Here is a 25,792-nt window from a genome sequence, read left to right on the forward strand (position 1 = left end):
GACGCACGGCCCACGGGCGCGGCCCACAGCCCGCCGGGATACCGTCGAACTCATGCCAGCGCCAGAGCTCACGCACCGCCGACGCATGCTCGTCCTCGCGATCTGCTGCATGAGCCTGCTCATCGTCAGCCTCGACAACACCGTCCTGAACGTCGCCCTGCCGACCATGGCGCGGGAGTTCGACACCAGCATCTCGGGCATGCAGTGGACGATCGACGCCTACACCCTCGTCCTCGCCGCGCTCCTGATGCTGGCCGGATCGACGGCGGACCGCGTGGGACGGCAGAAGATCTTCAAGGTGGGCCTGGTGATCTTCACGGTCGCCTCCGTGGCCTGTTCCCTCGCGCCCAACCTCGAATCCCTGGTGGCCTTCCGCATGTTCCAGGCGGTCGGCGGCTCCATGCTCAACCCGGTCGCGATGTCGATCATCACGAACACCTTCACCGAGCCCCGCGAGCGGGCCCGCGCCATCGGGGTCTGGGGCGGGGTGGTCGGCATCTCCATGGCGGCGGGCCCGCTGGTGGGCGGCCTCCTGGTGGACACCGTCGGCTGGCGCTCCATCTTCTGGATCAACCTGCCGGTCGGCCTCGCGGCGCTGCTCCTCACCATCCGGTACGTCCCCGAGTCCCGCGCCCCCAAGCCGCGCCGCCCCGACCCCGTGGGCCAGCTCCTGGTCATGGTGCTGCTCGGCGCCCTGACGTACGCGATCATCGAGGCCCCCACGGCGGGCTGGACCTCGCCGCTGATCATCACGTTCGCGGCGACGGCACTACTGGCCTTGCTCGGCCTCCTCGCCTACGAGCCGCGCCGCGCCGACCCCCTCATCGACCTGCGCTTCTTCGGCTCGGCGCCGTTCAGCGGGGCGACGGTGATCGCCATCAGCGCCTTCGCCGCACTGGGCGGCTTCCTCTTCCTCTCCACGCTCTACCTCCAGAACGTACGCGGCCTGAACGCCCTGCACGCGGGCGTGTGGATGCTGCCGATGGCCGCGATGACGCTGATCTGCGCCCCGCTGTCGGGCCGCCTGGTCGGCAGCCGGGGCCCGCGGCTTCCGCTCCTGGTGGCGGGGGTCGCGATGACGGTTTCGGGGGTCCTGTTCGCCGCCTTCGACGCGGAGACCACGAACGCGACGCTCTTCCTCGGGTACGTCCTCTTCGGCCTGGGCTTCGGCTTCGTGAACGCCCCCATCACGAACACCGCCGTCTCCGGGATGCCCCGCTCCCAGGCGGGCGTGGCCGCGGCGGTGGCATCGACCAGCCGCCAGATCGGCCAGACCCTGGGCGTCGCGGTCATCGGCGCGGTCCTGGCATCCGGGGTGGGGAGTTCGTCGTACGCGGCCGTCTTCACGGAGGCGAGCCGCCCCGCCTGGTGGATCATCGCGGGGTGCGGCCTCGCGGTCCTGGTCCTCGGCGCCCTGACGAGCGGCAGCTGGGCGAGGGGGACGGCACGCCGGACGGCGGAACGCCTGGAGGCCATGCCCCAGGGCCCACGAGCGAACACGACGCCCCACGCGGACCGCCGCTCGCCCCGCCCCTGAACCGAAAGCCCCTGAACCGAACACGAAGCCGAACGCGCGCACCACACGCGCACTACGCTCGCGCCGTGACGGCGACTTGGAACCCCACGACACCAGGCGTACTACGCCTCCCTTCGGGCCGACTCATCCGCGGCCGGGGCCTGCGCGACCCGCTCCCGGAGGGCCCGCCCCCGGACTTCGCCCTGTACCTCCTGGGCAAGGAACCCCCCACCGTCCCCTGGGAGTCCCGCTGGCTGCGCTGGCCGGACTTCCGCCTGCCCGCTGACCGGTCCGCAACGGCTGCGGCCCTGCGCGAGGCACTGAAGCGGTCCGGGACGGAACGGGTCGAGATCGCCTGCGCGGGCGGCCAGGGCCGCACGGGCACGGCGCTGGCCTGCATCGCGGTGCTGGACGGCGTGCCGAGCGGCGAGGCGGTGGCGTACGTGCGGGAGCACTATGCGAGGCGAGCGGTGGAGACGCCGTGGCAGCGCAGATTCGTGGCGCGCTTCGACCGGTGACCGGTGACGACTGACAGATGACAGATATTGAAATCTGTCATCTGTCATGGCATGGTGAATGCATGCGTACTCTCACCCTCGGAACCACCGGCCCCCAGACCTCCGCCATCGGCCTCGGCGCCATGGGCATGTCCGCGCTGTACGGCGACGCCGACCGCACGGAGTCCATCGCGACCATCCACGCCGCCCTCGAAGCGGGCGTCACCCTCATCGACACCGGCGACTTCTACGCCATGGGTCACAACGAAATGCTGATCGGCGAAGCCCTCCGCTCCGCACCCGCCGCGCGCCGCGAACAGGCGCTCACCAGCGTCAAGTTCGGCGCCCTGCGCGACCCGGACGGCGGCTGGGCGGGGTACGACGGGCGGCCCTCCGCGGTCAAGAACTTCGCCGCGTACTCGCTCCAGCGGCTCGGCGTCGACCACATCGACGTCTACCGCATCGCCCGCATCGACCCCGACGTCCCCGTCGAGGAGACCGTCGGCGCGATCGCCGAGCTGGTCGAGAAGGGGCACGTCCGGCACATCGGGCTCTCGGAGGTCGGCGCCGACACCATCCGCCGCGCCGCCGCCACCGCCCCCATCTCCGACGTACAGATCGAGTACTCGCTCATCTCCCGCGGCATCGAGGACCAGATCCTGCCGACGGTCAGTGAGCTCGGCATCGGCATCACGGCGTACGGAGTGCTCTCCCGCGGCCTGATCTCCGGCCACTTCGCCCGCGACCGCAAGCTGGCCGCGAACGACTTCCGTGCGATGAGCCCCCGCTTCCAGGGCGAGAACCTCGACCGGAACCTCGACCTCGTCGAGGCCCTTCGCAAGATCGCCGAGCAGAAGGGCGTCAGCGTGGCGCAGACCGCCATCGCCTGGGTTCTGGCCCAGGGCCCGCGGCACGACGCCTCGATCGTCCCGCTCGTCGGCGCCCGTCGCCGCGACCGCCTCTCCGAGGCGCTCGGCGCCCTCGACGTGACGCTCGACGCGTCCGACCTCGCCGCGATCGAGCAGGCGGTCCCCGCGGACGCCGCCGCGGGCGCGCGCTACCCGGAGGCACAGATGGCGCACCTCGACAGCGAGCGCTGATCGCCCCCAGGTACGGTCACTGTCATGGCAACCGGCACCCTGACCCCCGAGCGCATCCTCGAAGCCACGGAGGACATGCTGCGCCGCCATGGCGCGGCGAAGGCCACCGTCGTGGACGTGGCCCGCGCGCTCGGGGTCAGCCACGGCACGGTCTACCGCCACTTCCGTACGAAGGCGGAACTGCGGGAGGCGGTCACCAAGCGGTGGCTGGACCGCACGACAGGTGAGTTGGTGCTGATCGTCGAGGACCGTTCGGTGTCCTCCGACGTCCGGCTGCGCCGCTGGTTCTCAGCACTCTTCGCGGCCAAGCGCCGCAAGGCGGGCGACGATCCGGAGTTGTTCTCCACGTACGAGGTGCTGCTCGGCGAGAGCAGCTCTGTCGTCGAGGCGCACATCGGTGAACTGGTCGGGCAGCTAGAGGTGATCATCGGAGAGGGCGTCCAGCGCGGCGAGTTGGCGTCACCACTGCCCGATCCGGCGCTGGCCGCCCGCGCCGTCTTCGACGCCACCAACCGCTTCCACGACCCCGCGTACGCGGGCGAGTGGTCGAAGCCCGGCATCGAGCCCGCCTTCACGGCGGTGGTCGACCTGGTCGTACGCGGCCTGCGTCCCTAGCGGCCCCGGCCCGCAGGGCTCACGGCACCGAAGGGTCCACCGTCGCCTGATGCGCCTCGGCGAGGTGTTCTTCCGCCTTCAGCCAGGGCAGGAACTGGGCCCGTTTCCTCCAGTCGCACGTGTCGCAGCTCAACTGGCGCTGGACACCTGACTTCTGCACGTGCACCACATGCTCGCGCCCGTGCTGGTCCCATCTGCTGACCTTGCTCGTGGTCATCGAAGGCATGGCGCCAGTGTGCAGCAGAAGCCCCCGGTTCCCTATACGGAACCGGGGGCTTCTTTCAACCTTCACTCAGCGGCGAACGCCCGAGCGGGACGCAGACGTCAGCAGCCCACCAGGCGCGAGGCGAGGTAGCCCTCGATCTGGTCGAGGGAAACCCGCTCCTGCTTCATCGAGTCACGCTCGCGCACCGTCACCGCGTTGTCGTCCAGGGTGTCGAAGTCGACCGTCACGCAGTACGGCGTGCCGATCTCGTCCTGGCGGCGGTAGCGGCGGCCGATGGCGCCCGCGTCGTCGAAGTCGATGTTCCAGTTCTGCCGCAGCGCCGTCGCCAGGCCCTTGGCCTTCGGCGAGAGCTCCGGGTTGCGGGAGAGCGGCAGCACGGCGACCTTGACGGGCGCGATGCGGTGGTCGAAGCGCATGACCGTCCGCTTCTCCAGCTTGCCCTTGGCGTTGGGCGCCTCGTCCTCGATGTACGAGTCGAGGAGGAAGGCCAGCATGGTGCGGCCGACGCCCGCCGCGGGCTCGATGACGTACGGGGTCCAGCGCTCGCCGGCCTCCTGGTCGAAGTAGGACAGGTCCTGGCCCGACGCCTTGGAGTGCGCGGAGAGGTCGTAGTCCGTGCGGTTGGCGACGCCCTCGAGCTCGCCCCACTCGCTGCCGCCGAAGCGGAAGCGGTACTCGATGTCAGCGGTGCGCTTGGAGTAGTGGGAGAGCTTCTCCTTCGGGTGCTCGAACCACCGCATGTTCTCCTCGCGCAGGCCCAGGCCGGTGTACCAGTTCCAGCGCTGCTCCATCCAGTACTCCTGCCACTTCTCGTCCTCGCCCGGCTTGACGAAGAACTCCATCTCCATCTGCTCGAACTCGCGGGTGCGGAAGATGAAGTTGCCGGGCGTGATCTCGTTGCGGAAGGACTTGCCCATCTGGGCGATGCCGAACGGCGGCTTCTTGCGCGAAGTCTGCTGGACCTGGCCGAAGTTGGTGAAGATGCCCTGCGCGGTCTCGGGGCGCAGGTAGGCGACGGAGCCGCTGTCCTGCGTGGGGCCGAGGTGCGTGGAGAGCATGCCGGAGAACTGCTTGGGCTCGGTGAACTGGCCCTTGGTGCCGCAGTTGGGGCAGTTGACGTCGGCCAGGGACTCCGGCGGACGGCCGTGCTTGGCCTCGTACGCCTCTTCCAGGTGGTCGGCGCGGTGGCGCTTGTGGCAGGAGAGGCACTCGGTCAACGGGTCGGAGAACGTCGCGACGTGACCCGAGGCCTGCCAGACCTCCGTGGCCAGGATCACCGACGAGTCGATACCGACGACGTCCTCACGCGAAGTGACCATGTAGCGCCACCACTGGCGCTTGAGGTTCTCCTTGAGCTCGACGCCGAGCGGCCCGTAATCCCAGGCGGCACGCTGGCCGCCGTAGATCTCACTGCACGGGTAAACAAAGCCACGGCGCTTGCTCAGGCTGACGATGCTGTCGATCTTGTCGGCGGCCACGGTGCTCTCTTCATTACGACGGTGGGCGAAGCGAATGCTTCAGGTTACCGGCGGCCTTACCCCCCTAATCAAATCGGTTCCCGGTCGACCGCACATCCGCCGCATATCGACCACGTATCCGCCGTGTGTCCCGTCGCGGATCGGACGGCTAGTTGACAATCGTTTCCAGATTTGTTGAAAATGAGTGTCATGAACGTACGTCGCCTCATACCCACCGCCGCCGTCGCCTCCGCCACGGTCCTCGGCCTCACGGCCCTCTCCGCCTGCTCCTCTTCCAGCGCCGCGGACAACGACGGCAAGCTGAACGTGACGGCGTCGTTCTACCCCATGCAGTACCTGGCCAAGGAGATCGGCGGCGACCACGTCTCCGTCGACACCCTGACCAAGCCGGGCGTCGAGCCGCACGACCTGGAGCTCAGCCCCAGGCAGACCGCCTCGCTCGGCGAATCGGACTTCATCCTCTACCTCAAGGGCATCCAGCCCGCCGTCGACGACGCCATCGGCCAGTCCGGCGTGAAGAACACCGTGGATGCCGCCGAGCTCACCAAGCTGGAGAAGCACGGAACCGAGGTCGGCCACGACCACGGCCACGAAGGCGAAGAGCACTCCGACGAGCACTCCGACGAGGAAGAGCACGGCCACGAGGGCGAAGGCGAGGCCGGTACCGACCCGCACATCTGGCTCGACCCGGTGAAGTACGCCGAGGTCGCCAAGGGCGTCGGCAAGGCCATGGAGAAGGCCGACCCGGACCACGCGGCCGCGTACAAGAAGAACACCGAAGCCCTGGTCAAGAAGTTGGACGGCCTGAACACGAAGTTCGAGGACGGCCTGAAGAACACCAGGACCAAGACCTTCATCACCACCCACTCCGCCTTCGGCTACCTCGCCGAGCGCTACGGCCTGGAGCAGGAGGGCATCGCGGGCGTCGACCCCGAGTCGGACCCGAGCCCCGCCCGCATCAAGGAGCTCCAGGACATCGCCGAGAAGGACGACGTCTCCACGGTGTTCTTCGAGACCCTCGCCAGCGACAAGACCGCCAAGACGCTCGCGAACGACGCGAGCCTCAAGACGGATGTCCTCGATCCCCTGGAGGGAATCACGGACAAGTCCAAGGGCGATGACTATGTAGAGGTCATGGAGTCCAACCTCGCCGCGCTGCAGAAGGCCCTCGGCGCGAAGTGAACGTACGGCCGGCAGCAGCATCGGAGGCACACGCCATGGGAGCCAAGGAAGCCACGACCGGGGCAGCGGCCCCGCCCGTCATATCGGTGAGGGCGGCCGCGGCCACCCTCGGCGCGCGCCCGGTGCTGCGCGGCATCGACCTCACCGTCAGGCGCGGTGAGGTCGTCGCGCTGCTCGGCGCGAACGGCTCGGGCAAGTCCACCGCCGTCCGCTCCGTGATCGGCCAAGTCCCCCTCACCGGCGGCGACATAAGCCTCTTCGGCACCCCCCTCAAGCGCTTCCGCCAGTGGGCCCGCATCGGCTACGTACCGCAGCGCACGACGGCCGCGAGCGGCGTCCCCGCGACGATCCGCGAGGTCGTCTCGGCCGGGCGCCTCTCGCGTACGAAGCTGTCGAAGCTGGGCTGGTCGAGCAGGGCGGACCGCGCGGCGGTCGACCGGGCCATCGGGCTCGTCGGCCTCGCCGACCGCGCCAAGGACTCCGTGAGCGCCCTCTCCGGCGGCCAGCACCAGCGCGTGCTCATCGCCCGCGCGCTCGCCTCCGAGCCCGAGCTGCTGATCATGGACGAGCCGATGGCGGGCGTCGACCTGGCCAGCCAGGAGATCCTCGCGCAGACGCTGCGCGAGCAGGTCGCGGCCGGTACGACGGTGCTGCTCGTGCTGCACGAGCTCGGCGCCCTTGAGCCGCTGATCGACCGCGCGGTCGTCCTGCGGGACGGCTGCGTGACGCACGACGGGCCGCCGCCCAAGGCCACCGGACAGCACGCGCTGCCCGGCCACGACCACGTACATCCGCACTCGGCCGACGAGCCGATCCGCACGGGACTGCTGAGCTGATCATGGAAATCCTCCAGACCGAATTCATGCAGCGGGCGCTGATCGCCGCCGTCCTCGTCGGCATCACGGCCCCCGCCATCGGCATCTACCTCGTCCAGCGCCGCCAGGCCCTGATGGGCGACGGCATCGGCCACATCGCGATGACGGGCGTCGGCCTCGGCTTCCTGCTCAATTCCAGCCCCGTGTGGATGGCGACGCTCATCGCCGTCGTCGGCGCGGTGACCATGGAGCTGATCAGGGCGTACGGCAAGACGCGCGGCGACATCGCGCTCGCGATGCTCTTCTACGGCGGCATGGCGGGCGGTGTCCTGCTGATCAACCTCTCGGACACCGGCTCGAACGCGAACCTCTCCTCGTACCTCTTCGGCTCGCTCTCGACGGTCTCGGACTCCGACGTCACGGCGATCTGCCTGCTGGCGGCCTTTGTGGTCCTGGTCACGGTCGGCCTGCGCAAGCAGCTGTTCGCGGTGAGCCAGGACGAGGAGTTCGCGCGGGTGACCGGGCTGCCCGTGCGCGCGCTCAACCTCCTCATCGCGGTCACGGCCGCGGTGACGGTCACCGTCGCGATGCGTGTCGTGGGCCTGCTCCTGGTGAGCGCGCTCATGGTGGTGCCGGTCGCGGCGGCCCAGCAGATCACCCGTTCGTTCAAGGTGACGTTCGTCCTGTCGGTGGTCATCGGCACCGCCGTGACGCTGTCCGGCACGGTCACGTCGTACTACCAGGACGTGCCGCCCGGAGCGACCATCGTCCTGATGGCGATCGGCGTCTTCGTCGTCCTGACGGCGCTGGCGACCCCGCTGGCCCGGCGCCGGGCGCGGGCCGCGTCCGCCGCGGAGGCGACCTGCACGGTGGACGCCGCCACGGACTCCGCGACGGGCGTTCCCGAGGCGCGGCGTCCGGCGGACGAGGTCACCGTCTGAGAGCGAGCTGGCACAATGGCCCGACGGGATATGACAGATGTGCGGGCGATCGTGCGAGTTTTCAGTTGAGGAGGCACCTGTGACAACAGCTGCGGGACCCCCGGTACGAGGCCGATCCACCCGGCAGCGCGCCGCTGTGGCGGCGGCCCTGGGCGAGGTGGACGAGTTCCGCAGTGCGCAGGACCTGCACGACATGCTCAAGCACAAGGGCGATTCGGTGGGCCTGACCACGGTCTACAGGACGCTCCAGTCCCTCGCCGACGCCGGCGAGGTCGACGTGCTCCGCACCGACGAAGGCGAGTCGGTCTACCGCCGCTGCTCCACCGGCGACCACCACCATCACCTGGTCTGCCGGGTGTGCGGCAAGGCGGTCGAGGTCGAGGGCCCGGCGGTCGAGAAGTGGGCCGAGGCGATCGCCTCGGAGCACGGGTACGTGGACGTGGCGCACACGGTCGAGATCTTCGGCACGTGCGCGGAGTGCGCGAGCAAGTAGCCATGCGTACGTGAAGGGCCCCCACCGTCAGGGCGACGGTGGGGGCCCTTCACGTATTCCGTATGTGCGTGACTAACTGTCGGCGATCTGCTGCTCGTTCGGGATCGCCCCGCCGAAGCGGCGGTCGCGCGAGGCGTATTCGAGGCAGGCGCGCCACAGGTCGCGGCGGTCGAAGTCCGGCCACAGCACGTCCTGGAAGACCATCTCGGCGTAAGCGCTCTGCCAGAGGAGGTAGTTGGAGGTGCGCTGCTCGCCGCTGGGGCGCAGGAAGAGGTCGACGTCCGGCATGTCCGGGTAGTACAGGTACTTCGCGAAGGTCTTCTCGCTGACCTTCGAGGGGTCGAGCCGCCCCGCCTTCACGTCCTCGGCGAGGGCCTGCGCGGCGTCCGCGATCTCGGCCCGGCCGCCGTAGTTCATGCAGAAGTACAGGGTGAGCTTGTCGTTGCCCTTGGTCTGCTCCTGGGAGATCTCCAGCTCCTTGGCGACCGACTTCCACAGCTTGGGCATCCGGCCCACCCAGCGCACCCGGATACCGAGCTCGTCCAGCTGGTCGCGGGTCTTGCGGATGAAGTCGCGGTTGAAGTTCATCAGGAACTTCACCTCGTCCGGGGAACGCTTCCAGTTCTCGGTGGAGAAGGCGTAGAGCGAGATCGCCCCGACGCCCATCTCGATGCCGCCCTGCAGCACGTCCAGGACGCGCTCGGCGCCGACCTTGTGCCCCTCGGTGCGCGGCAGACCGCGGTCCTTCGCCCAGCGCCCGTTGCCGTCCATGACGATCGCCACGTGCTTGGGCACCAGCTCGCCGGGGATCTTCGGCGGTGTGGCGCCCGAGGGGTGCGGCTCGGGGGTCTTGTACTCACGGCGGGACCGTCCGAGGATTCCGCGACGTGCCATGGGGGGCTCTCTCCTACCTAGCTGACGTGTGGTGCTGACGTACTGACCGTGCTTACGTGGTTTTCTCGACGTACCGCAACGAGCGGAGCCCGCGCTCCAAGTGCCAGTGCAGATAGGCGGAGACGAGACCGCTGCCCTCCCTGACGTGCCGCGCCTCGCACGCGTCCGCCGTCTCCCAGTCCCCGGTGAGCAGCGCACCGAGCAGGCCCAGGGCTTCCAAGGAGGGTACGACGCTGCCGGGCACCCGGCAGTCGACGCAGACGGAGCCGCCGGCGGCCACGGAGAAGAACCGGTTGGGGCCGGGCATTCCGCATTTGGCGCAGGAGCTGAAGCTGGGCGCGTAGCCGTTCACGGCGAGGGAGCGGAGAAGGAACGCGTCGAGGATGAGATGCGGCTCGTGCTCGCCGTTGGCGAGGGTCCGCAGCCCGCCCACGAGCAGCAGATACTGCTGCACGGCGGGTTCGCCCTCATGGTCGGTGAACCGCTCGGCGGTCTCCAGCATGGCCGTGCCGGCGGTGTAGCGGGCGTAGTCCGTGACGATCCCGCCACCGTACGGAGCGATGGTCTCACTCTGCGTGCACAACGGAAGCCCGCGCCCGATGAGTTCGCTGCCGCGCGCGAAGAACTGCACGTCGACGTGGGAGAAGGGTTCGAGCCGCGCCCCGAACTTGGACTTGGTGCGCCGCACGCCGCGGGCGACGGCGCGCACCCGGCCGTGGCTGCGGGTGAGCAGCGTGATGATGCGGTCCGCCTCACCCAGCTTCTGGGTGCGCAGCACGACGCCATCGTCACGGAACAGACTCATGGACCCATTCTCGCGTACGGGGCCGACAGCCGTGGCCGGGGTGGCTCCGACCCTCTGCAACCCCCCGCCGCCGACCCCTGGCCATATGACTCAGACCTGACAAAATGCCCGCATGAAGAGTGAGCTGTTCTCCACAGAGCACATGGCGCAGCAGTCCGTCGTCCCCGGGATGACCCTGCAGAACGCCAAGTCCATCAAGTACGCGGTCAACGGCGAGATGCACGCGCGGCAGGGCTCGATGATCGCCTACCGCGGTGACCTGCAGTTCGAGCGCAAGGGCCAGGGCGTGGGCGGCATGCTCAAGCGGGCGATGACCGGTGAGGGTCTCCCGCTGATGGCGGTGCGCGGCCACGGAGAGGCCTGGTTCGCGAACGAGGCGCAGAACTGCTTCATCGTCGACATAGAGCCGGGTGACGTCCTGACCGTCAACGGCCGCAACGTCCTGTGCTTCGACGCGACGCTGTCGTACGAGATCAAGACGGTGAAGGGCGCGGGCGTCACCGGCGGCGGCCTCTTCAACAGCGTCTTCACGGGAGCCGGGCAGCTCGGCCTGGTCTGCGAGGGCAACCCGCTGGTGATCCCGGTGACGCCCCAGCAGCCGGTGTACGTGGACACGGACGCGGTGGTGGGCTGGACCGCGAACCTGGACACCACGCTGCACCGCTCGCAGTCCATCGGCTCGATGATCAGGGGCGGTTCCGGCGAGGCGGTGCAGCTGATGCTGCGGGGCGAGGGGTACGTCATCGTGCGGCCGAGCGAGGCGACTCCGCAGAAGCCGCAGCAGCACTAGCCCTCTCTAGCGGGCGGGGCGGGGCCGGTCGGGGTGGCCGATGGCTTCCCAGGGGGCGAGGTTCCACGGGCTCGTGCGGTTCGCCGGGTCCAGGAGCGCCTGCAGGTGGGCGTCGGAGGCGGCCTGGGGCGCGGGGAAGCTCTCGTCCCGCGTGCCCCTGAGGCTCTCCTGCCAGACCTGCCTGCCGAGGAGGTAGTGGTCGGCGTACTCCTCCCAGGAGGCGTACGTCCCCGCGACCCTCGGCACGATGTTCTTGAGCCGGTTCCAGGTGTCGACCTCGCTCAGCATCCCGCAGGCGAAGCCGCGCCGTGCGATGTCCACGTAGAGCGCGATGTCCCAGGCCAGGGGTGCGACGCCGGTGCGCCGCTGGGCCATGGCGCGGTAGCCGGTGTTCGCGAGACCGCCCAGGCGCCCGAGCAGCTGCTCGGGCGCGGTGATCTCCCACTGCTCGGCCAGCCACTTCTCGGCCTTGGCGTCGTCGACGCGGGTGAACGGATACAGCGTCGTCCGGGATGCGTCCTTGTCCCGGCTCACCGGTGCGCCCAGCGACACCATCCACAGCTGGTGCACGGTGAGCGGTGTCGGGTACCTGGACTCGACCTTCGGCTTGCTCCACTTCCATATGGCCATGCGCCCGCACCATACGTCACGGGACTTCGCCTACGTCACGGTGCTTCTCCTACGTCACGGGACCTCGCCCCGGCTCCGTGCGTTCGCATAGGCGGTGGCGGCGCGCAGCCGCTCCGAGTCGGTGGCGGTTCTGAGCGCGTCGGGCGCGCAGTCCCACTCCCGTCCGCCGCCGAAGGGGCGGAGCTGGATGTAGGGCCCTTCGTGGCCCATGACCCTGCCGACCTGGCCGGTGCTGGTGTCGACGGCGTAGGCGCCGATGGGCAGGTGGAGGTTCACTTCGGGCCCTCGCCTTCGCCCGCGCCGCGTGGCAGTGGCGCGTGCCCCAATTCAATGTGCGGACAGGGGGCCTCACGGGCCCAAGATGTGGGGTCGATCCGCAATGACGGAAGAATAATTCCGGCCCGTGCGAGCGCAGCACGCAATTCCTTCACGGTCTCCTCCGCTTCTTCGACGCATTGCGTCGAGTGCACCTTGCTAACAGCCATGACGTGGCTCCCCTTTCCCATCGGATTTCACGCTTCGTGTCTCGATGGTGACGCGTCCGGCCTACACTCGACAGGAGTCTGTGCTCTACAACTGCTGCGCAGCGGAGGGTGGTTGGCCATGGCCAATGGTTCGCGACAGGCCGCGTGGGAGTTCTTCGGGGCAGAGCTGAAGCGGCGGCGCGAGGACGCGGGGCTCACGCAGTCCGCGCTGGGGCTTCAGGTTTTCGTGTCCGGCGCGTACATCGGCCAATTCGAACAGGCCATTCGCAAGCCGCAGTTGGATGTTGCGCAGCGGATCGATGAGGTGCTGCAATCGGACGGTATTTTCGAGCGGATGTGCCGCAAGCTGATTAAGGATCAGCCGTATACGGGCTATTTTGCGCACGCCGCAGAGCTGGAGCGGCTGGCGACCAAGCTCTGCGAGTTCGAACCGGCACTGATCCCAGGGCTCCTACAGACACCCGAGTACGCACGCGCCCTCTTCGTGGCAAGCAACCCGCTGGCCACGGAGGAGTACGTCCAAGAGTTGCTGCGGGCACGGATGGATCGCGCCGAGGTCCTCAAGGGAACTGCACGGCCCGTGTATTGGGCGATCGTCCATGAGGCCGTCCTGCGCACCCCCGTCGGCGGGGCAGCAACTATGGCGGGGCAACTGGACCTTCTTGCGTCGATGATGCGGGAGCGCAAGGTACTAGTGCAGGTGATCCGGTTCGCTGCGGGTGCGTACCCAAAGATGGGCAAGATGATGAAGCTCATGGAGTTCGAGGATGCGCCGCCAACTGTCTATACAGAGGGCGTGAATTCGGGAAATCTGCTGGACGATCCAGCTGTGGTGAAGCACGTGCAGGCGGCTTACGATCTGCTCAGGGCCGTCTCAGAGTCGCCGAAGGCGTCCCTGGCCCTGATCGAATCGGTGGCGGAGGACTACAGACGATGCGCGAGTACGACCTGAGCAACGCCCGCTGGCGCAAGAGCACGTACAGCAGCGGCGACAGCGACAACTGCGTCGAGGTCGCCGACGGAGTCCCCGGCATCGTCCCGGTACGGGACAGCAAGAACCCCGAGGGCCCAGCCCTGTTGCTCGGCGCCGAAGCCTGGTCCGCGTTTGTCCTGGACGTCCGCACAGTCAGCTGACGCCCGAGGCGGGGGCTTCGGTGGGCCTGCGGCACTTCGGTACCGGGGCCGCCCGGTTGTCCCGAGGTTGGCGGTTCCGGGCCGGGAGTCAAGGGCGCTCCTACCGTCGCGTCGGCTTCGCCGATTGCGCTGCGCTCCACCCTTGACACCCGTCCCTCCACCGCGCGAGGGAAGACGACCGGACGGCCCGAGGGGCGGGACTCTCGACCACTCCCGCAGGGCCGTGGGGTTTCACTGCCGGGTGCGGACCGGTACGTCGCAGGGCACCCCGAGGGATGAGGGATGCGCGATCCGCCCGGGACCCAGTCCCGGCTTCGTCAAGCGCCTACCGGCCGGACCACGCGGTGTGGCGCACCTACTTTGCAAAGTTGTGTTCTGACAGAAGGGGGGCGCACGCGTTGCCGGATGCGCCTTCTCGGAAATAGGTGCCGGACCCCCGCTTAACAAGTGCCCGATCAGCGGCCGGTAAGGCTGTCGGCTGCGAACTCCCGGCGGTAGCGGACCTCCGTTCGCCCGTCGAGAGGCAGCGGCTCCTCCCCCACCACAACGAACCCCGTACGCTCAAGCACCGCACGGGACCCGGCGTTGTCGGCGTACGTCGCGGCACGCAGCGCGGTCAGCCCGTACTCGGCGGCGGCCAGCTCGCACAGCCGGCGTACGGCAGTGGTGGCGAGGCCGCGCCCCGCCGCGCTCTCGGCGATGCGATATCCGAGCTCAGCCTCGCCCTCCGTCACGTCGACGAGATTGACCCGCCCCAGCACGGCGCCGTCCCCATCGACCAGGACGTGGAAGTGGCAGTCCCCGGCGTCCTGTTCGGCGAGCAGGGCGGCATGCCGCACGTCGAACTCATCGAAGTAGGCATCGCCACGGTCAGGCACGGACTTCGCGAAGTAGTCGCGGTTCTCGCGCTCGAAGGCGAGCACGGCGGGAGCGTGATCGCGGCGCAGACGCTGGAGTTCGGGCATGGCTGAAACCTAGCGCGAGGCAGTCGCTGTCAGTGCCGGGCGGTAGCGTCCGTCGTCCGAACCGCCCCTCATCGAGGAGAGGCCGTGGACCACGCCATGGGCAACACCTACTCACCCATACCCGAACTGAACCTGCTCAAGGAGTTCCACGACGGGCCGGGGAAGGCGGGATTCGCCGACGGGTTCGAGATGTACGAGTACGGTCGGCGCGACTCCGGCCTCGTCGAGTGGCTGGGTGTGACCGACTCCCCGGAGTCGCGGGCCCGCCTGGACCGCCTTGTGCCCTTCGCGCAGGCCACCGGCTCCGGGTCGTTCTACGCGCTGTGGTGCTGCGACGACCGCGCCGATCTCGCGACTCTGCCTGTGATCCTCTTCGGTGACGAGGGTGATCTCGATGTCGTGGCGTTCGGCCTGCGGGACCTGTTCCGGCTGCTGGCCATCGACCACGAGTGGTATCTGCCCGACTGGGAGTGGGCCGAGGACGAGGAGCACAGCGTGGCGCACACGGAATATCTCGCTTGGCTGGAGGAGAGGTTCGGCCTGACCGCGCCCGAGGATGGCGACGCCATCTTCTATCGCGCGCGCGACGAGTACGGCGTGCGGTTCATGGGCTGGCTCCTTGAGTTCTCACCGGAGCACGTCGTCGACGCACTCCGCGAGAACCTCGACGCGTAGCCGGTCCCGCTCCTTCTTGCCCGGCGGGCAGCGGCCGCCCTAGCGGCATGCTCGACGAATTCAGGAGAAGTGGCCAAGTACCTTGGGCGCGTCGTTCAAGAAGGCTGATGAGGAACCCCAGTGACATGATGCACGAGATCGAGGACATCGAGCGGGAGAGGCTCCGCGTTGCCCGGCGACCGCCCCTCCAGGACACACCGCCGGTGCTGAGCTTCTTCGATGTGACACCGACTGTGTCGGCCGACGATTACGCGGATCACCTACGGTCCGTTCTCGACGCTGCGTTGGCTCTGGCCCTCTCCGAAGGATTCGAAAACCGACCTGCCCGTAGAGGCCGTCCCTCAGTGGTTCGCCGCTGTGAGCAGCCCCCTGTTCCTGGAAGCCCCTGAATTCGCGAGGGGCGGCAGGGAGCACTACAACTCCGCGTTCCAGGGTGGATCCTGGAGGCTTCAGGAGTGGCTCTACGAGTTCGACCCCGAGTCCGAGACCCGGGGCTGGGCCTGGTGGGATCTGACGCGGTCGGCGGAAGGCAGCATCCGTATCTGGGTCGACAGTTGGGGCGAATCCTTCTTTGCCTGCGGCGAACTGCGCTGGCTCGCGCTCGTCGCCGGCGCCGATGAGGTGAGCGGGCCGCACCTCGCGCCCGGGAAAGTCTATTTGGGGGTCCGTGAAGGCATGCGCTCGGCCACTTGCGCCTGGGTGTAGCCGCGCTCCTGACGCGTCTCGGCAAGCCGCCACGCGCGAGCCTCGGCGAGCATGCGTTCGGCGCCTTCGAGGAACGCGTCACAACCCCCCGATAGCTCCTCCGCCCGCTCGCGGTGTCCGCTGGACGACGACCACTTGATGTGTCCGCTCACTTGCCGCGCTCCTTCTCGCACCCCAGGCGCGTGCTCTAGCGGTCACTAAACCCGGATGGGGGGCTCAGCCTCAGACCCGGAGCACCCCCACCGAGTTGTCCCTCGGGTCCAGTCGCACATGCAGCCGCTCCCCCGCCCCCGTCACCCTCGTCCTCACCTGCACCCCCTCCGGGATGTCCGGCAGGGTCGGGGATACCCCGCACTCCCCTCGCACCCTGTCCAGCAACTCCCGCATCTCCTTCGGGGCGGGACGCGTGCCCAGGTACCAGGCGACTCCCTCTCCGTACGGGTGGCGGGTCACCGATGGGGTGCCGGTGTCGGGGAACGAGAGCACCGCCTCCGCGCCCTCCAGATGGATCTCCTCCGACCAGGTTCCGTCCGCCCTCGGGGCGAACTCCTCCACCCTCAGGCCCAGCAGCGCGCGGAACGGGGCCGGGTAGCCGCCCAGGTGGACTCTGTCGTGTTCGTCCGTGATTCCTGAGAAGTAGGACATGACCACCGTGCCGCCACCCCGTACGTAGGCGTCGATGCGTTCCGCAGCTTCCGTCGTTACCGAGTAGAGGTTGGGGATCAGGAGCAAGCGGTAGTCGGTCGCGTCTGCCTCGGCCGACACCACGTCGCACGCCACCGACGCGTCGTACAGCGGCTTGTGGTGGGCCAGGGCCGCGTCCAGGAGCGTCACGTCCTTGCTGGGGTGCGCGTCCAGTTCCAGGGCCCACCAGCTCGGCCAGTCCAGGAGGAGTGCCGCGTCCGCCCGCTCGGGGCGGGAGGCCATCAGCTCCGGGTACTCCGCCAGTTCCGCTCCCAGGGCCGTCACCTCCCTGAAGATCCGGCTCTCCCTGCCCCCGTGCGGCACCATCGCCGAGTGGAACTTCTCCGCTCCCCCGCGCGACTGCCGCCACTGGAAGAACAGCACCGAGTCCGCCCCGTGCGCCACCGCCTGCCAGCTGTCCAGGCGCATCCGGCCCGGCGGCTTCCTGCCGTTGCGCTCGCGCCAGTTCACCGCGCCCGGCGCCTGCTCCAGGAGCAGCCACGGCTGCCCGCCCTTCAGGCCTCGCATCACGTCGTACGAGAACGCCGTCCGGTGGAGCGCGTCCGGATCGTGCGGGTCCGGGTACGAGTCGTACGACACCACGTCCAGGTGCGGGGCCCAGCTGAAGAGGTCCAGCGTCTTCGCGATCGGGACGAAGTTCGTCGTCACCGGCACCGCTGGCGTGATGCTGGTCAGGACCTCCTTCTCCGCCAAGTAGCACGCCAGAAGCTCGTCCGACGAGAAGCGCCAGTAGTCCAGTTGCTGGGCCGGGTTGCGGAACGACGGGGCCTTGCGCGGGGTGTGGATCTCCTCGAACGTGCCGTAGCGCTGCGACCAGAAGTCCGTGGACCAGGCGTCGTTCAGCGCCGCCACCGTCCCGTAGCGCTGCCGCAGCCACCTGCGGAACGCCGCCGTCGACACCTCGCAGTGGCAGTGGCGCGAGATGTGACAGCCGTATTCGTTGCCGATGTGCCAGAGGGCGAGCGCGGGATGCTTGCCGTAGCGCGTGGCCAGGCGTTCCGTCAGGCGCACCGCATGGCGGCGGTAGACCGGGCTCGACGGGCACCAGTGCTGGCGCGAGCCGGGGTGCAGGCGCGTGCCGTCCTCCGTCACCGGGAGGGTCGAGGGGTGCAGCCGCGTCAGCCAGGGCGGCGGTGACGCCGTCATCGTCGCCAGGCTCACCGCCACTCCCCCCTCCGCCAGGCGGTCCATGTGCCCGTCCAGCCACGCGAAGTCGTACGTACCCGGAGCCGGCTCCGTCTTCGCCCACGAGAAGATCCCGAGCGTCACCAGGTTCACGCCCGCCTCATGCATCAACTCCTGATCCTCTACGTGCACTTCCGGGCCCCACTGCTCCGGGTTGTAGTCGCCGCCATATCCCAGCGACGACACCCGGTCATAGAAGTGACCCAGTCTCACCCCGCACCCCTCCCTCATCCCACACCCCTCGCCTCCTGTCCCGACCGCGCCGCGATCCCCCGGAAGTGATCCGCCATCGCCCGCTGCGCCCGCTCCACGTCCCGTGCCCGCAGCGCCGTCACGATGTCCCGGTGCCTGCTCACCGTCACCTCCGGCGCCGGGTCGCGCGCCCAGCCCCGCACGCCCGCCACCCGGTGGAAGACGTTCCAGAACGCGCCGAGCAGCTGCGGCACCAGTTCGTTGCCGAGCGAGCGGTAGAGCGTCTCGTGGAACTCGCGGTCCAGTTCGGGGAAGGCCGCGCCCCCGTCCGCCGACTCCTCCATCTTCCGCACCAGCGCTTCCAGTTGACACAGCTCCTCGTCCGAGAGCAGCACCGTCACCCGCCGCACCAGGCCCTCCTCGAGGACCTCCCGCACCTGAAGGATCTCCGCCAGCGCATGCGTGTCGTCCGCCCGTTGCACGAGCGCGCGGAACGTGAGGCCGTCCGCCAGCGGGGTCAGTGACGCCTGTCCCACATACGTTCCGTAGCCGTGCCTGATCTCCACGATGTCCAGGGCCTGGAGCGCCTTGAGCGCCTCGCGCACCGAGTTCCTGCTGACCCCCAGCTCCTCCATCAGCTCGGCCTCGGTGGGCAGAAGCGCGCCCGGCCGCAGCCTTCTGTCGAGGATCAACTGCATTATTTCGCGCTGGACTTGACTGCCCACACGCCGTTCGCGGACTGGCTCCTGAGGCATGCGGCACATCGTAGGCACGGATGACATCCCACGTCCCACCTCCGGACCAACATCGTTCCGCAGGGGCCGGATTCGGATCCGTGCGCGATCTCTTGACCGGCCATCGCGGCGCTCTTATGGTCGCCACGCCACCACGACGTAGGACGTGGGATCTCTCAAGGGAGACACAGTGAGCGACCAAGTGAGCGACCGAGCGGACGATCAAGCGCGCGGCCAGAGGACCCGTACCGGCTCCGCCGCACCCGCACCGGACCGCCGGTCCTTCCTCAAGTACACCGGTGCGCTGGGCGCGGCCGCCGCCATCACCACCACGCTCTCCGCCTGCTCGTCGGGACCCGAGTCCACGAACGACGCCGGAGGGGGCGGCGGGACGGGCGGCGACTCCACCCTCACCGCCGTCATCGGCTATGGGAACGACGGCAGTTGGGACCCGACGCAGACCGCGTCCGCGTTCGCGATGGCCGGCAACGAACACATCTACGAGGGGCTGCTCAACACCGACCCCATCACCCGCGAGCCGTACGCGGCGCTCGCCACCGAGATCCCCACCGACGACAAGGCGACCACCTGGAAGTTCACGCTGCGTCCCGGCGCCAAGTGGCACGACGGGAAGCCCGTCACCGCCGACGACGTGGTGTTCGTCTTCGACCGCATCCTGGACCCGAAGACGCAGACCCTGGCCAAGGGCTTCTTCGAGAGCTGGCTGAAGGGGGTCAAGAAGGTCGACGCGACCACCGTCGAGCTGACCCTCAAGTTCCCCTTCCCCGACGGGCTAGCCCGCCTCTCCCTCGCCAAGATCATGCCGAAGCACGTCTACTCCAGGCCGGGCGCCTGGGACGAGGCGACCAAGGGCAAGGCGGTGGGCTCGGGCCCGTACAAGCAGGCGTCGCACCACCCGAAGTCCAACACCACCTTCGAGGCATTCGGCGACTACAACGGCCCGCGCAAGGCAGCCTTCAAGAAGATGAACTGGCTGACCATCGTGGACGCGGCGCCCCGCGTGGCGAAGATCTCCGGCGGCAGCGCGGACTCGGAGATCTCGGACAACATCCCGTACGCCAACATCGAGCAGCTCAAGAAGGGCGGGCTCACCGTCGAGGGCGGGGCGGGGATGAACAACCTGTTCCTGATGTTCAACACCGCGCACAAGCCCTTCGACGACGTACGCGTGCGCCAGGCCCTGCACTACGCCATCGACACCGAGAAGATGATCGAGGTCGCGCTCAAGGGCCACGGCAAGGCGTCGACCTCGTTCCTCAACGAGTCCAACCCCTCCTACCGCCCGGCGAAGACGGTCTACGCGTACGACCCCGACAAGGCGAAGAAGCTCCTGAAGGACGCCGGGGTCAAGGATCTGTCGATCAACCTCATGGCGGTGAACGTGAGTTGGATCGTCGACTGCCTGCCGACCATCAAGGCTTCATGGGACGCGATCGGCGTCAAGACGACCCTGGACCCGCAGGAGACCACCGCCGTCTTCACCAAGCTGGACCAGAAGAAGGACTACCAGATCGTCGCGGCCGCATCGAACCCCAACCAGTTCGGCATCGAGGCCGACCTGATCATGCACTACAACTACGGGCCCGAGAACCTGTGGATGGGCTACGCCCGCTGGGCGGACGACTCCACGGCCAAGAAGCTCTTCAAGGACATGGACCAGGCGACGCGCGAACCCGACGCGACCAAGAAGAAGGCCATGGTCCAGGACTACATCGACATCGTCGCCGAGGAGGCCGTGATCTACCCGGTCGTCCACAACGAGCTGATGACCGCCTGGGACCCCAAGAAGCTCACCGGCATCAAGGCCCAGCCCTACCCCGGCATCAATCTCCTCCAGGCCAAGTGGGCCGACTAGCGCCCAGGACAAGCAACCAGCCCTTCCAGCACCACCGTTGGGAGTCGTACGAACGTGACCGCGATCGTCAGAATCCTGGCCCGCCGCCTCGCCCTGCTCATCCCCCTGCTGCTCGGCATCGTCCTGTTCGTCTTCCTCGTGATGCGGTTCTCCGACGTCGATCCGGCGTCGGCGTTCTTCCAGGGCGCCAATCCGACCGAGGAGCAACTGCAGCAGTTCCGCGAGGAGAACGGCCTGCTCGATCCGCTGCCGGTGCGCTACGTCGCCTTCGTCGGCGATCTGCTCCAGGGCGACATGGGCATCAGCGTGCTCACCCGCTCGCCGGTGGTGGAGCAGGTCACCACCGCCCTGCCGCTCACCATGCAGCTGACCTTCCTGGGCCTTGGCATCGCGGTGGTCATCTCGCTGCTCCTGGGCGTGACCGCCGCGATCTACCGCGACCGGCTGCCCGACCAGCTGATCCGCGTCATCTCGCTGACCGGTGTGGCGGCGCCCGGCTTCTGGCTGGCGCTGCTCATGATCCAGTACCTGGCGGTGGAGGCGGGCTGGTTCCCGACCGGCGGATACGTCAACCCCGGTGATTCGTTCACCGGTTGGCTCAAGACGATGACGCTGCCCGCGCTCGCGCTCTCCCTGCCCGTGGCCGCCGGGCTGACCCGCATCATCCGGACGGCGGTGGTCGAGGAGCTCGACAAGGACTACGTACGGACGGCGATCGGCAGCGGCCTGCCGCCGGTCGTGGTCGTCGGCCGCAACGTCCTGCGCAACGCCCTCATCAACCCGCTGACCGTGCTCGGCCTGCGCGTCGGCTATCTGCTCGGCGGCGCGGTCGTCATCGAGACGATCTTCTCGCTGCCCGGCATAGGGAAGCTGATGATCGACGCCGTGAAGAACGGCGACCCGGCCGTCGTGCAGGGCGTCGTCATCACGACGGCCGTCGGCTTCGTGGTCGTGAACCTCGCCCTCGACATCCTCCACCTGCTGGTCAATCCGCGCCTGAGGGGGACCGCCTGATGATCATGTCGCGCAAGGCTCTGACCGAGCGGCTCTCGCGGCCCGGCATCCGGCTGCGCTCCCTGCGCAGGCTGCCGGTCCTCTCGCGGATCGCGGTGGCGGTCGTCGGCGTCGTCGTCCTCGTGGCGCTCTTCGCGCCGCTGATCGCCCCGCACGACCCGCTCGACCAGCAGCCGCAGGTGGACGGCACGGGGCATCCCTCGGCCGACCACTGGATGGGGCAGGACAGCCTCGGCCGGGACATCCTGAGCCGGCTGATGTACGGGGCGCGCTGGTCCCTGGCGATCGGGCTCGGGGCGACGCTGCTCGCCCTGATCGTCGGCGCGGTGCTCGGCGCGATCGCGGCGACCTCGCGCAAGGCGGTCGACGAGACGCTGATGCGGTGCCTGGACATCGTCATGGCGTTCCCCGGGATCGCGCTCGCCGCCGTCCTCGTGGCGGTGTTCGGCGGCGGCATCCTCGTCCTGATCTGCGCGATCGCGTTCCTGTTCACACCGCCGATCGCGCGGGTCGTGCGGGCGAACGTGATGGACCAGTACGGCGAGGACTACGTCGTCGCCGAACGCATCGTGGGCGCCCGCACCCCGCACATCCTCATCAAGCACGTGGCCATCAACTGCGCCGCGCCGATCCTGGTGTTCTGCACGGTGCAGGTCGCCGAGGCCATCGTCTTCGAGGCCTCGCTGTCCTTCATCGGCGCGGGCGTACGGCCCCCGGACCCGTCCTGGGGCAGCGTCATCGCCGACGGCAAGAACATGGTCCTTCTCGGCGGCTGGTGGGCGACGGTCTTCCCCGGCCTCCTGATGCTGATCACGGTCCTCGCCCTGAACATCCTCTCCGAGGGCGTGTCGGACGCGTGGGCGGCGCCCGCGACGCGCGACGTGCCGGGCGCGGCCCGCAAGGAGGACCTGGAGGACCGCCTCGAAGCCCCCGAGCCGGGCAGCGGCAAGATCCTGGAGCTGCCGGGCCTGACGGAGGCGGCCCAGCGCCTGCGATCGCGCGCCCGGCCCCTGCCGGAGGGAACTGCGGTCCTCACCGTCTCGGACCTGGCGATCGGCTTCGACGCCCGGCACGGGGGCGTGGACATCGTCGACGGCATCAGCTTCCACGTACGGCCGGGTGAAGTCCTGGGCCTGGTCGGCGAGTCGGGCTGCGGCAAGTCGCTCACCGCCCTGACGGTGATGGGTCTGGAGCCGAAGGGCGCCCGGGTGAGCGGTCAAGTCGACTTCAAAGGCGAGCAGTTGATCGGCATGCCGATGCGCGCCCGCAGGCGGCTGCTCGGCCACGACATGGCGATGATCTACCAGGACGCGCTGTCGTCCCTCAACCCCGCGATGACGGTCCGCTCCCAGCTCAAACAGGTCGTACGGAGAGGGGGCCGCCGCACATCGGTCGAGCTCCTCGAACTCGTCGGCCTGGACCCGGACCGCACCCTGCGCAGCTACCCGCACGAACTCTCCGGCGGCCAGCGCCAGCGCGTCCTGATCGCGATGGCGCTCTCCCGCGACCCGAAACTGATCGTCGCGGACGAGCCGACGACGGCCCTGGACGTCACGGTGCAGGCCCAGGTCATCCAGCTCCTGCTGCGCCTGCGCGAGGAGCTGGGCTTCGCGCTGATCCTCGTCTCGCACGACCTGGCCCTCGTCGCGGACGTCACCGACCGGGTGGTGGTGATGTACGGAGGCCAGATCGTCGAGACGGGCGTGACGGCGGACCTCGTCGAGACGCCCTCGCACCACTACACGCGCGGCCTGCTCGGCTCGGTGCTGTCGCTCGAATCGGCGGCGGAACGCCTGACGCAGATCAAGGGCGTCGTCCCCTCGCCCGCCGACTTCCCGGCGGGCTGCCGTTTCGCGGACCGCTGCCCCCTGGCGAGCGAGGTCTGCCGCACGACGGCACCCGAACTCGTGGGCGGGGCGCGGCACTCCATCGCCTGCCACCACCCGGCGGAACAGCCGCCACGGGTGCCGGAGCCCAGGGGAAGCGAGGCCCTCAAGTGAGTACGGAAAACCAGAGCGCCGAGGACCCGACCGCTGACGACCTGATCACCCTCTCCGACGCGCACGTCGTGCACCGGGCGCGCTCGGGCGGGCTGTTCTCGCGTGACCGTGTGTACGCCCTGACCGGCGCCGATCTCACCATCGCGCCCGGCGAGACGGTGGGCGTCGTGGGCGAGTCGGGGTGCGGCAAGTCGACGCTCGCGAAGGTGCTCGTGGGGGTGCAGCCGCCCACGGCGGGCACGGTGTCCTTCCGGGGGCGCGACCTGTGGACGATGCGGCCAGCCGAGCGAAGGGCGGCGATCGGCCGGAACACCGCCATGATCTTCCAGGACCCCTCGACGGCCTTGAACCGCAGGCTGACGGTGCGCCAGATCCTCCGGGACCCCCTGGACGTGCACAGGGTGGGCACGACCGCCCAACGCGACGAGCGGGTGCGCGAGTTGATGTCACTGGTGGGCCTCCCCAAGGTTCTGGCGGACGGGCTGCCCGGGCAGCTGTCGGGCGGGCAGCGGCAGCGCGTGGCGATCGCGCGTGCGCTGGCGCTCGAACCGGAGCTGGTGGTGGCGGACGAGCCCACGAGCGCGCTCGACGTCTCCGTGCGCGCCCAGATCCTCAACCTCCTCCTCGACCTGAAGGAGCGGCTCGGTCTGGCCCTGGTCTTCGTGTCGCACGACATCCAGACCGTGCGCAGGATGAGCGACCGCGTCATCACGATGTACCTGGGCAGGATCGTGGAGGAGTCGCCGGCGCGGGAGATCCTGGACAGGGCGCGCCACCCCTACACACGGGCCCTGTTCTCGGCGACGCCCGGCCTCCTGGACCCCATCGACCCGATCCCGCTCGTCGGCCCGGTGCCGTCGGCCACGCGCCCGCCGAGCGGATGCCCGTTCCGTACGCGGTGCTGGAAGGCGGACGACACCTGCGCCTCCTCCATGCCGGACTTCGCGTCGACGGAGGGGTCCGGGCACCGCTACCGCTGCCACCACCCCGTACGGGACGGCCAGTCCACGCACGAGCTAGTGATCCAGTCCGCCGCCACGGACGCGAGCCCCAGGGAGAATCCATGACCATGCCCACCCCGCTGACCGGTGTCGTTCCGCCCGTCTGCACCCCCCTCACACCGGACCACGAGGTGGACACGCGGTCGCTCGTCAGGCTGGTCGACCACTTGGTGGCGGGCGGGGTCGACGGGCTCTTCGTCCTCGGCTCGTCCTCGGAGGCGGCGTACCTGACGGACGGGCAGCGCAGGGTCGTGATCGACACGGTCGCGGGGCACGTCGGGGGCCAACTCCCGGTCCTGGCGGGGGCGATCGACATGGCGACGCCACGGGTCCTGGACCACGTCCGGTCGGTGACGGATGCGGGGGCGGACGGGGTGGTGGTGACGGCCCCCTTCTACACGCGCACGCACCGCGCCGAGGTGGCACGCCACTTCCGCCTGGTGGCGGCGGGGTCGCCGGTACCGGTCTTCGCGTACGACCTGCCGGTGGCGGTCCACTCGAAACTGGACGCGGAGCTGGTCCTTGGGCTGGCCGCGGAGGGTGTCCTGGCCGGGCTGAAGGACTCCAGCGGGCAGGAGGGGAACTTCCGGGAGGTGGTGCTGGGGGCGCGGGGCGCACGGGGCCGGGGGGACCTGTCCGGCTTCAGTGTGCTGACGGGGTCGGAGACGACGGTGGACGCGGCGCTGGCGATGGGGGCGGACGGGGTGGTGCCGGGGCTGGGGAACGTGGACCCGGAGGGGTACGCGCGGCTCTATCGCCACTGCCGGGAGGGGGACTGGGTGCGGGCGAGGGTGGAGCAGGAGCGGTTGTGCGGCCTGTTCGGGATGGTGCGGGTCGGGGATGCGGGGCGGATGGGGGGCAGTTCGTCGGCGCTGGGGGCGTTCAAGGCGGCGCTTCACCTTCGGGGGGTGATCGCTTGCCCGGTCACCGCGGAGCCGCAGGTGCCGCTGTCGGCGGTGGAGGTCGAGCGGGTGGGGAAGTTCCTGGCGGGGGCGGGGTTGTTGTAGGGGGCGCGGGAGCCTTGGTGACCGTCGATCACCGGCTCCGCCGGGTTCGTCCTCAAGCGCCGGACGGGCTGATGATGCAGCCCCTCCGGCGTTCGAGGAGCGAGGTCTGGGGCAGCGGAGCCCCAGGTAGGC

At 69.2% G+C, this 25,792-nt stretch carries 27 protein-coding genes; 18 read left to right on the plus strand and 9 right to left on the minus strand.

The annotated features are described in order from the left end of the window. Window positions 1-52 precede the first annotated feature (52 nt). The 4 genes from ACZ6ZP_RS04030 (at window position 53) to ACZ6ZP_RS04045 (ending at window position 3,728) form a co-directional block, all read left to right on the plus strand. A complete protein-coding gene (locus tag ACZ6ZP_RS04030) occupies window positions 53-1,537 on the plus strand; it encodes an MFS transporter (RefSeq protein ID WP_361462473.1) in 1,485 nt (494 codons plus the stop codon). A 65-nt stretch (window positions 1,538-1,602) separates the two neighbouring features. Further along, complete coding sequence (locus ACZ6ZP_RS04035; protein WP_361462470.1) at window positions 1,603-2,034, plus strand: protein-tyrosine phosphatase family protein; 432 nt, start codon at window positions 1,603-1,605, stop codon at window positions 2,032-2,034. A gap of 62 nt (window positions 2,035-2,096) precedes the next feature. Further along, complete coding sequence (locus ACZ6ZP_RS04040) at window positions 2,097-3,113, plus strand: aldo/keto reductase (RefSeq protein ID WP_469405451.1); 1,017 nt, start codon at window positions 2,097-2,099, stop codon at window positions 3,111-3,113. 24 nt (window positions 3,114-3,137) lie between these two features. After that, window positions 3,138-3,728 carry a TetR/AcrR family transcriptional regulator gene (locus ACZ6ZP_RS04045; protein WP_361462467.1) on the plus strand — a complete coding sequence of 197 codons (591 nt, stop codon included), beginning with the start codon at window positions 3,138-3,140 and terminating at the stop codon, window positions 3,726-3,728. A 19-nt stretch (window positions 3,729-3,747) separates the two neighbouring features. Here the strand turns inward: ACZ6ZP_RS04045 and ACZ6ZP_RS04050 are convergent, their stop codons facing one another. Together ACZ6ZP_RS04050 and ACZ6ZP_RS04055 are read right to left on the minus strand one after the other, a co-directional pair. Continuing rightward, window positions 3,748-3,954 (minus strand): hypothetical protein, encoded by a 207-nt coding sequence (locus ACZ6ZP_RS04050; protein WP_351160298.1) that lies wholly within the window; start codon window positions 3,952-3,954, stop codon window positions 3,748-3,750. Between the two features lie 98 nt (window positions 3,955-4,052). Further along, window positions 4,053-5,432 carry a glycine--tRNA ligase gene (locus ACZ6ZP_RS04055; protein ID WP_351160301.1) on the minus strand — a complete coding sequence of 460 codons (1,380 nt, stop codon included), beginning with the start codon at window positions 5,430-5,432 and terminating at the stop codon, window positions 4,053-4,055. Window positions 5,433-5,621: 189 nt separating this feature from the next. On the opposite strand from ACZ6ZP_RS04055, the gene ACZ6ZP_RS04060 reads away from it, so the two are divergent. Genes ACZ6ZP_RS04060 through ACZ6ZP_RS04075 form a run of 4 tightly spaced genes read left to right on the plus strand, consistent with a single transcriptional unit; the run spans window position 5,622 to window position 8,863 of the window. Next, window positions 5,622-6,614: a metal ABC transporter substrate-binding protein gene (locus ACZ6ZP_RS04060; RefSeq protein WP_351160303.1), complete on the plus strand. Its 993-nt coding sequence runs from the start codon at window positions 5,622-5,624 to the stop codon at window positions 6,612-6,614. A gap of 35 nt (window positions 6,615-6,649) precedes the next feature. Next, on the plus strand, window positions 6,650-7,450 hold the full coding sequence (locus ACZ6ZP_RS04065) for a metal ABC transporter ATP-binding protein (RefSeq protein WP_351160306.1): 801 nt from the start codon (window positions 6,650-6,652) through the stop codon (window positions 7,448-7,450). 2 nt (window positions 7,451-7,452) lie between these two features. Next, window positions 7,453-8,370, plus strand: coding sequence for a metal ABC transporter permease (locus ACZ6ZP_RS04070; RefSeq protein ID WP_351160308.1), 918 nt, complete (start codon window positions 7,453-7,455; stop codon window positions 8,368-8,370). Between the two features lie 37 nt (window positions 8,371-8,407). After that, a complete protein-coding gene (locus ACZ6ZP_RS04075; protein ID WP_351160311.1) occupies window positions 8,408-8,863 on the plus strand; it encodes a Fur family transcriptional regulator in 456 nt (151 codons plus the stop codon). A gap of 72 nt (window positions 8,864-8,935) precedes the next feature. Here ACZ6ZP_RS04075 and ACZ6ZP_RS04080 read toward each other — a convergent pair whose 3' ends face one another. Then, window positions 8,936-9,757, minus strand: coding sequence for an isoprenyl transferase (locus ACZ6ZP_RS04080; RefSeq protein WP_351160314.1), 822 nt, complete (start codon window positions 9,755-9,757; stop codon window positions 8,936-8,938). A gap of 52 nt (window positions 9,758-9,809) precedes the next feature. Further along, complete coding sequence (recO, locus tag ACZ6ZP_RS04085; RefSeq protein WP_351160317.1) at window positions 9,810-10,562, minus strand: DNA repair protein RecO; 753 nt, start codon at window positions 10,560-10,562, stop codon at window positions 9,810-9,812. Between the two features lie 112 nt (window positions 10,563-10,674). Between recO and ACZ6ZP_RS04090 the strand changes: the two genes are divergently transcribed. Beyond that, entirely contained in the window at window positions 10,675-11,352 is a 678-nt protein-coding gene (locus ACZ6ZP_RS04090; protein WP_469405455.1) for an AIM24 family protein, read from the plus strand. A gap of 6 nt (window positions 11,353-11,358) precedes the next feature. Here ACZ6ZP_RS04090 and ACZ6ZP_RS04095 read toward each other — a convergent pair whose 3' ends face one another. Together ACZ6ZP_RS04095 and ACZ6ZP_RS04100 are read right to left on the minus strand one after the other, a co-directional pair. After that, on the minus strand, window positions 11,359-11,982 hold the full coding sequence (locus tag ACZ6ZP_RS04095) for a DUF1266 domain-containing protein (RefSeq protein ID WP_366462031.1): 624 nt from the start codon (window positions 11,980-11,982) through the stop codon (window positions 11,359-11,361). A gap of 54 nt (window positions 11,983-12,036) precedes the next feature. After that, window positions 12,037-12,258, minus strand: a complete 222-nt coding sequence (locus ACZ6ZP_RS04100; RefSeq protein ID WP_366462073.1) for a hypothetical protein — start codon at window positions 12,256-12,258, stop codon at window positions 12,037-12,039. A 327-nt stretch (window positions 12,259-12,585) separates the two neighbouring features. Between ACZ6ZP_RS04100 and ACZ6ZP_RS04105 the strand changes: the two genes are divergently transcribed. Both ACZ6ZP_RS04105 and ACZ6ZP_RS04110 read left to right on the plus strand, forming a co-directional pair. After that, complete coding sequence (locus tag ACZ6ZP_RS04105; RefSeq protein ID WP_399977547.1) at window positions 12,586-13,419, plus strand: helix-turn-helix domain-containing protein; 834 nt, start codon at window positions 12,586-12,588, stop codon at window positions 13,417-13,419. After that, on the plus strand, window positions 13,401-13,601 hold the full coding sequence (locus tag ACZ6ZP_RS04110) for a DUF397 domain-containing protein (protein ID WP_399977544.1): 201 nt from the start codon (window positions 13,401-13,403) through the stop codon (window positions 13,599-13,601). The genes ACZ6ZP_RS04105 and ACZ6ZP_RS04110 overlap by 19 nt, the downstream gene beginning before the upstream one ends. Window positions 13,602-14,056: 455 nt before the next feature. Here the strand turns inward: ACZ6ZP_RS04110 and ACZ6ZP_RS04115 are convergent, their stop codons facing one another. Next, entirely contained in the window at window positions 14,057-14,566 is a 510-nt protein-coding gene (locus ACZ6ZP_RS04115; RefSeq protein WP_399977541.1) for a GNAT family N-acetyltransferase, read from the minus strand. An 84-nt stretch (window positions 14,567-14,650) separates the two neighbouring features. Between ACZ6ZP_RS04115 and ACZ6ZP_RS04120 the strand changes: the two genes are divergently transcribed. Then, entirely contained in the window at window positions 14,651-15,241 is a 591-nt protein-coding gene (locus ACZ6ZP_RS04120) for a hypothetical protein (protein ID WP_469405459.1), read from the plus strand. Between the two features lie 357 nt (window positions 15,242-15,598). Next, window positions 15,599-15,946, plus strand: coding sequence for a hypothetical protein (locus ACZ6ZP_RS04125; protein ID WP_399977536.1), 348 nt, complete (start codon window positions 15,599-15,601; stop codon window positions 15,944-15,946). 222 nt (window positions 15,947-16,168) lie between these two features. Here ACZ6ZP_RS04125 and ACZ6ZP_RS04130 read toward each other — a convergent pair whose 3' ends face one another. Together ACZ6ZP_RS04130 and ACZ6ZP_RS04135 are read right to left on the minus strand one after the other, a co-directional pair. Next, the gene (locus tag ACZ6ZP_RS04130) at window positions 16,169-18,049 is read right to left on the minus strand and encodes a beta-galactosidase (RefSeq protein WP_469405460.1); all 1,881 of its coding nucleotides are present in this window, start codon (window positions 18,047-18,049) and stop codon (window positions 16,169-16,171) included. Window positions 18,050-18,063: 14 nt separating this feature from the next. Beyond that, window positions 18,064-18,792, minus strand: a complete 729-nt coding sequence (locus tag ACZ6ZP_RS04135; RefSeq protein WP_469405797.1) for a FadR/GntR family transcriptional regulator — start codon at window positions 18,790-18,792, stop codon at window positions 18,064-18,066. A 172-nt stretch (window positions 18,793-18,964) separates the two neighbouring features. On the opposite strand from ACZ6ZP_RS04135, the gene ACZ6ZP_RS04140 reads away from it, so the two are divergent. The 5 genes from ACZ6ZP_RS04140 to ACZ6ZP_RS04160 are packed head-to-tail and all read left to right on the plus strand — an operon-like array spanning window position 18,965 to window position 25,660. Continuing rightward, window positions 18,965-20,638 carry an ABC transporter substrate-binding protein gene (locus ACZ6ZP_RS04140; RefSeq protein WP_383818952.1) on the plus strand — a complete coding sequence of 558 codons (1,674 nt, stop codon included), beginning with the start codon at window positions 18,965-18,967 and terminating at the stop codon, window positions 20,636-20,638. Window positions 20,639-20,692: 54 nt separating this feature from the next. After that, window positions 20,693-21,652 (plus strand): ABC transporter permease, encoded by a 960-nt coding sequence (locus ACZ6ZP_RS04145; RefSeq protein WP_469405461.1) that lies wholly within the window; start codon window positions 20,693-20,695, stop codon window positions 21,650-21,652. Next, window positions 21,652-23,652, plus strand: coding sequence for a dipeptide/oligopeptide/nickel ABC transporter permease/ATP-binding protein (locus ACZ6ZP_RS04150; protein ID WP_469405464.1), 2,001 nt, complete (start codon window positions 21,652-21,654; stop codon window positions 23,650-23,652). Before ACZ6ZP_RS04145 ends, ACZ6ZP_RS04150 begins: the two co-directional genes overlap by 1 nt. Then, entirely contained in the window at window positions 23,649-24,719 is a 1,071-nt protein-coding gene (locus tag ACZ6ZP_RS04155) for an ABC transporter ATP-binding protein (RefSeq protein ID WP_361462436.1), read from the plus strand. The genes ACZ6ZP_RS04150 and ACZ6ZP_RS04155 overlap by 4 nt, the downstream gene beginning before the upstream one ends. Continuing rightward, a complete protein-coding gene (locus ACZ6ZP_RS04160; protein WP_469405466.1) occupies window positions 24,716-25,660 on the plus strand; it encodes a dihydrodipicolinate synthase family protein in 945 nt (314 codons plus the stop codon). The genes ACZ6ZP_RS04155 and ACZ6ZP_RS04160 overlap by 4 nt, the downstream gene beginning before the upstream one ends. Window positions 25,661-25,792: the final 132 nt, after the last annotated feature.

Source organism: Streptomyces sp. NPDC054047, from assembly GCF_055585065.1.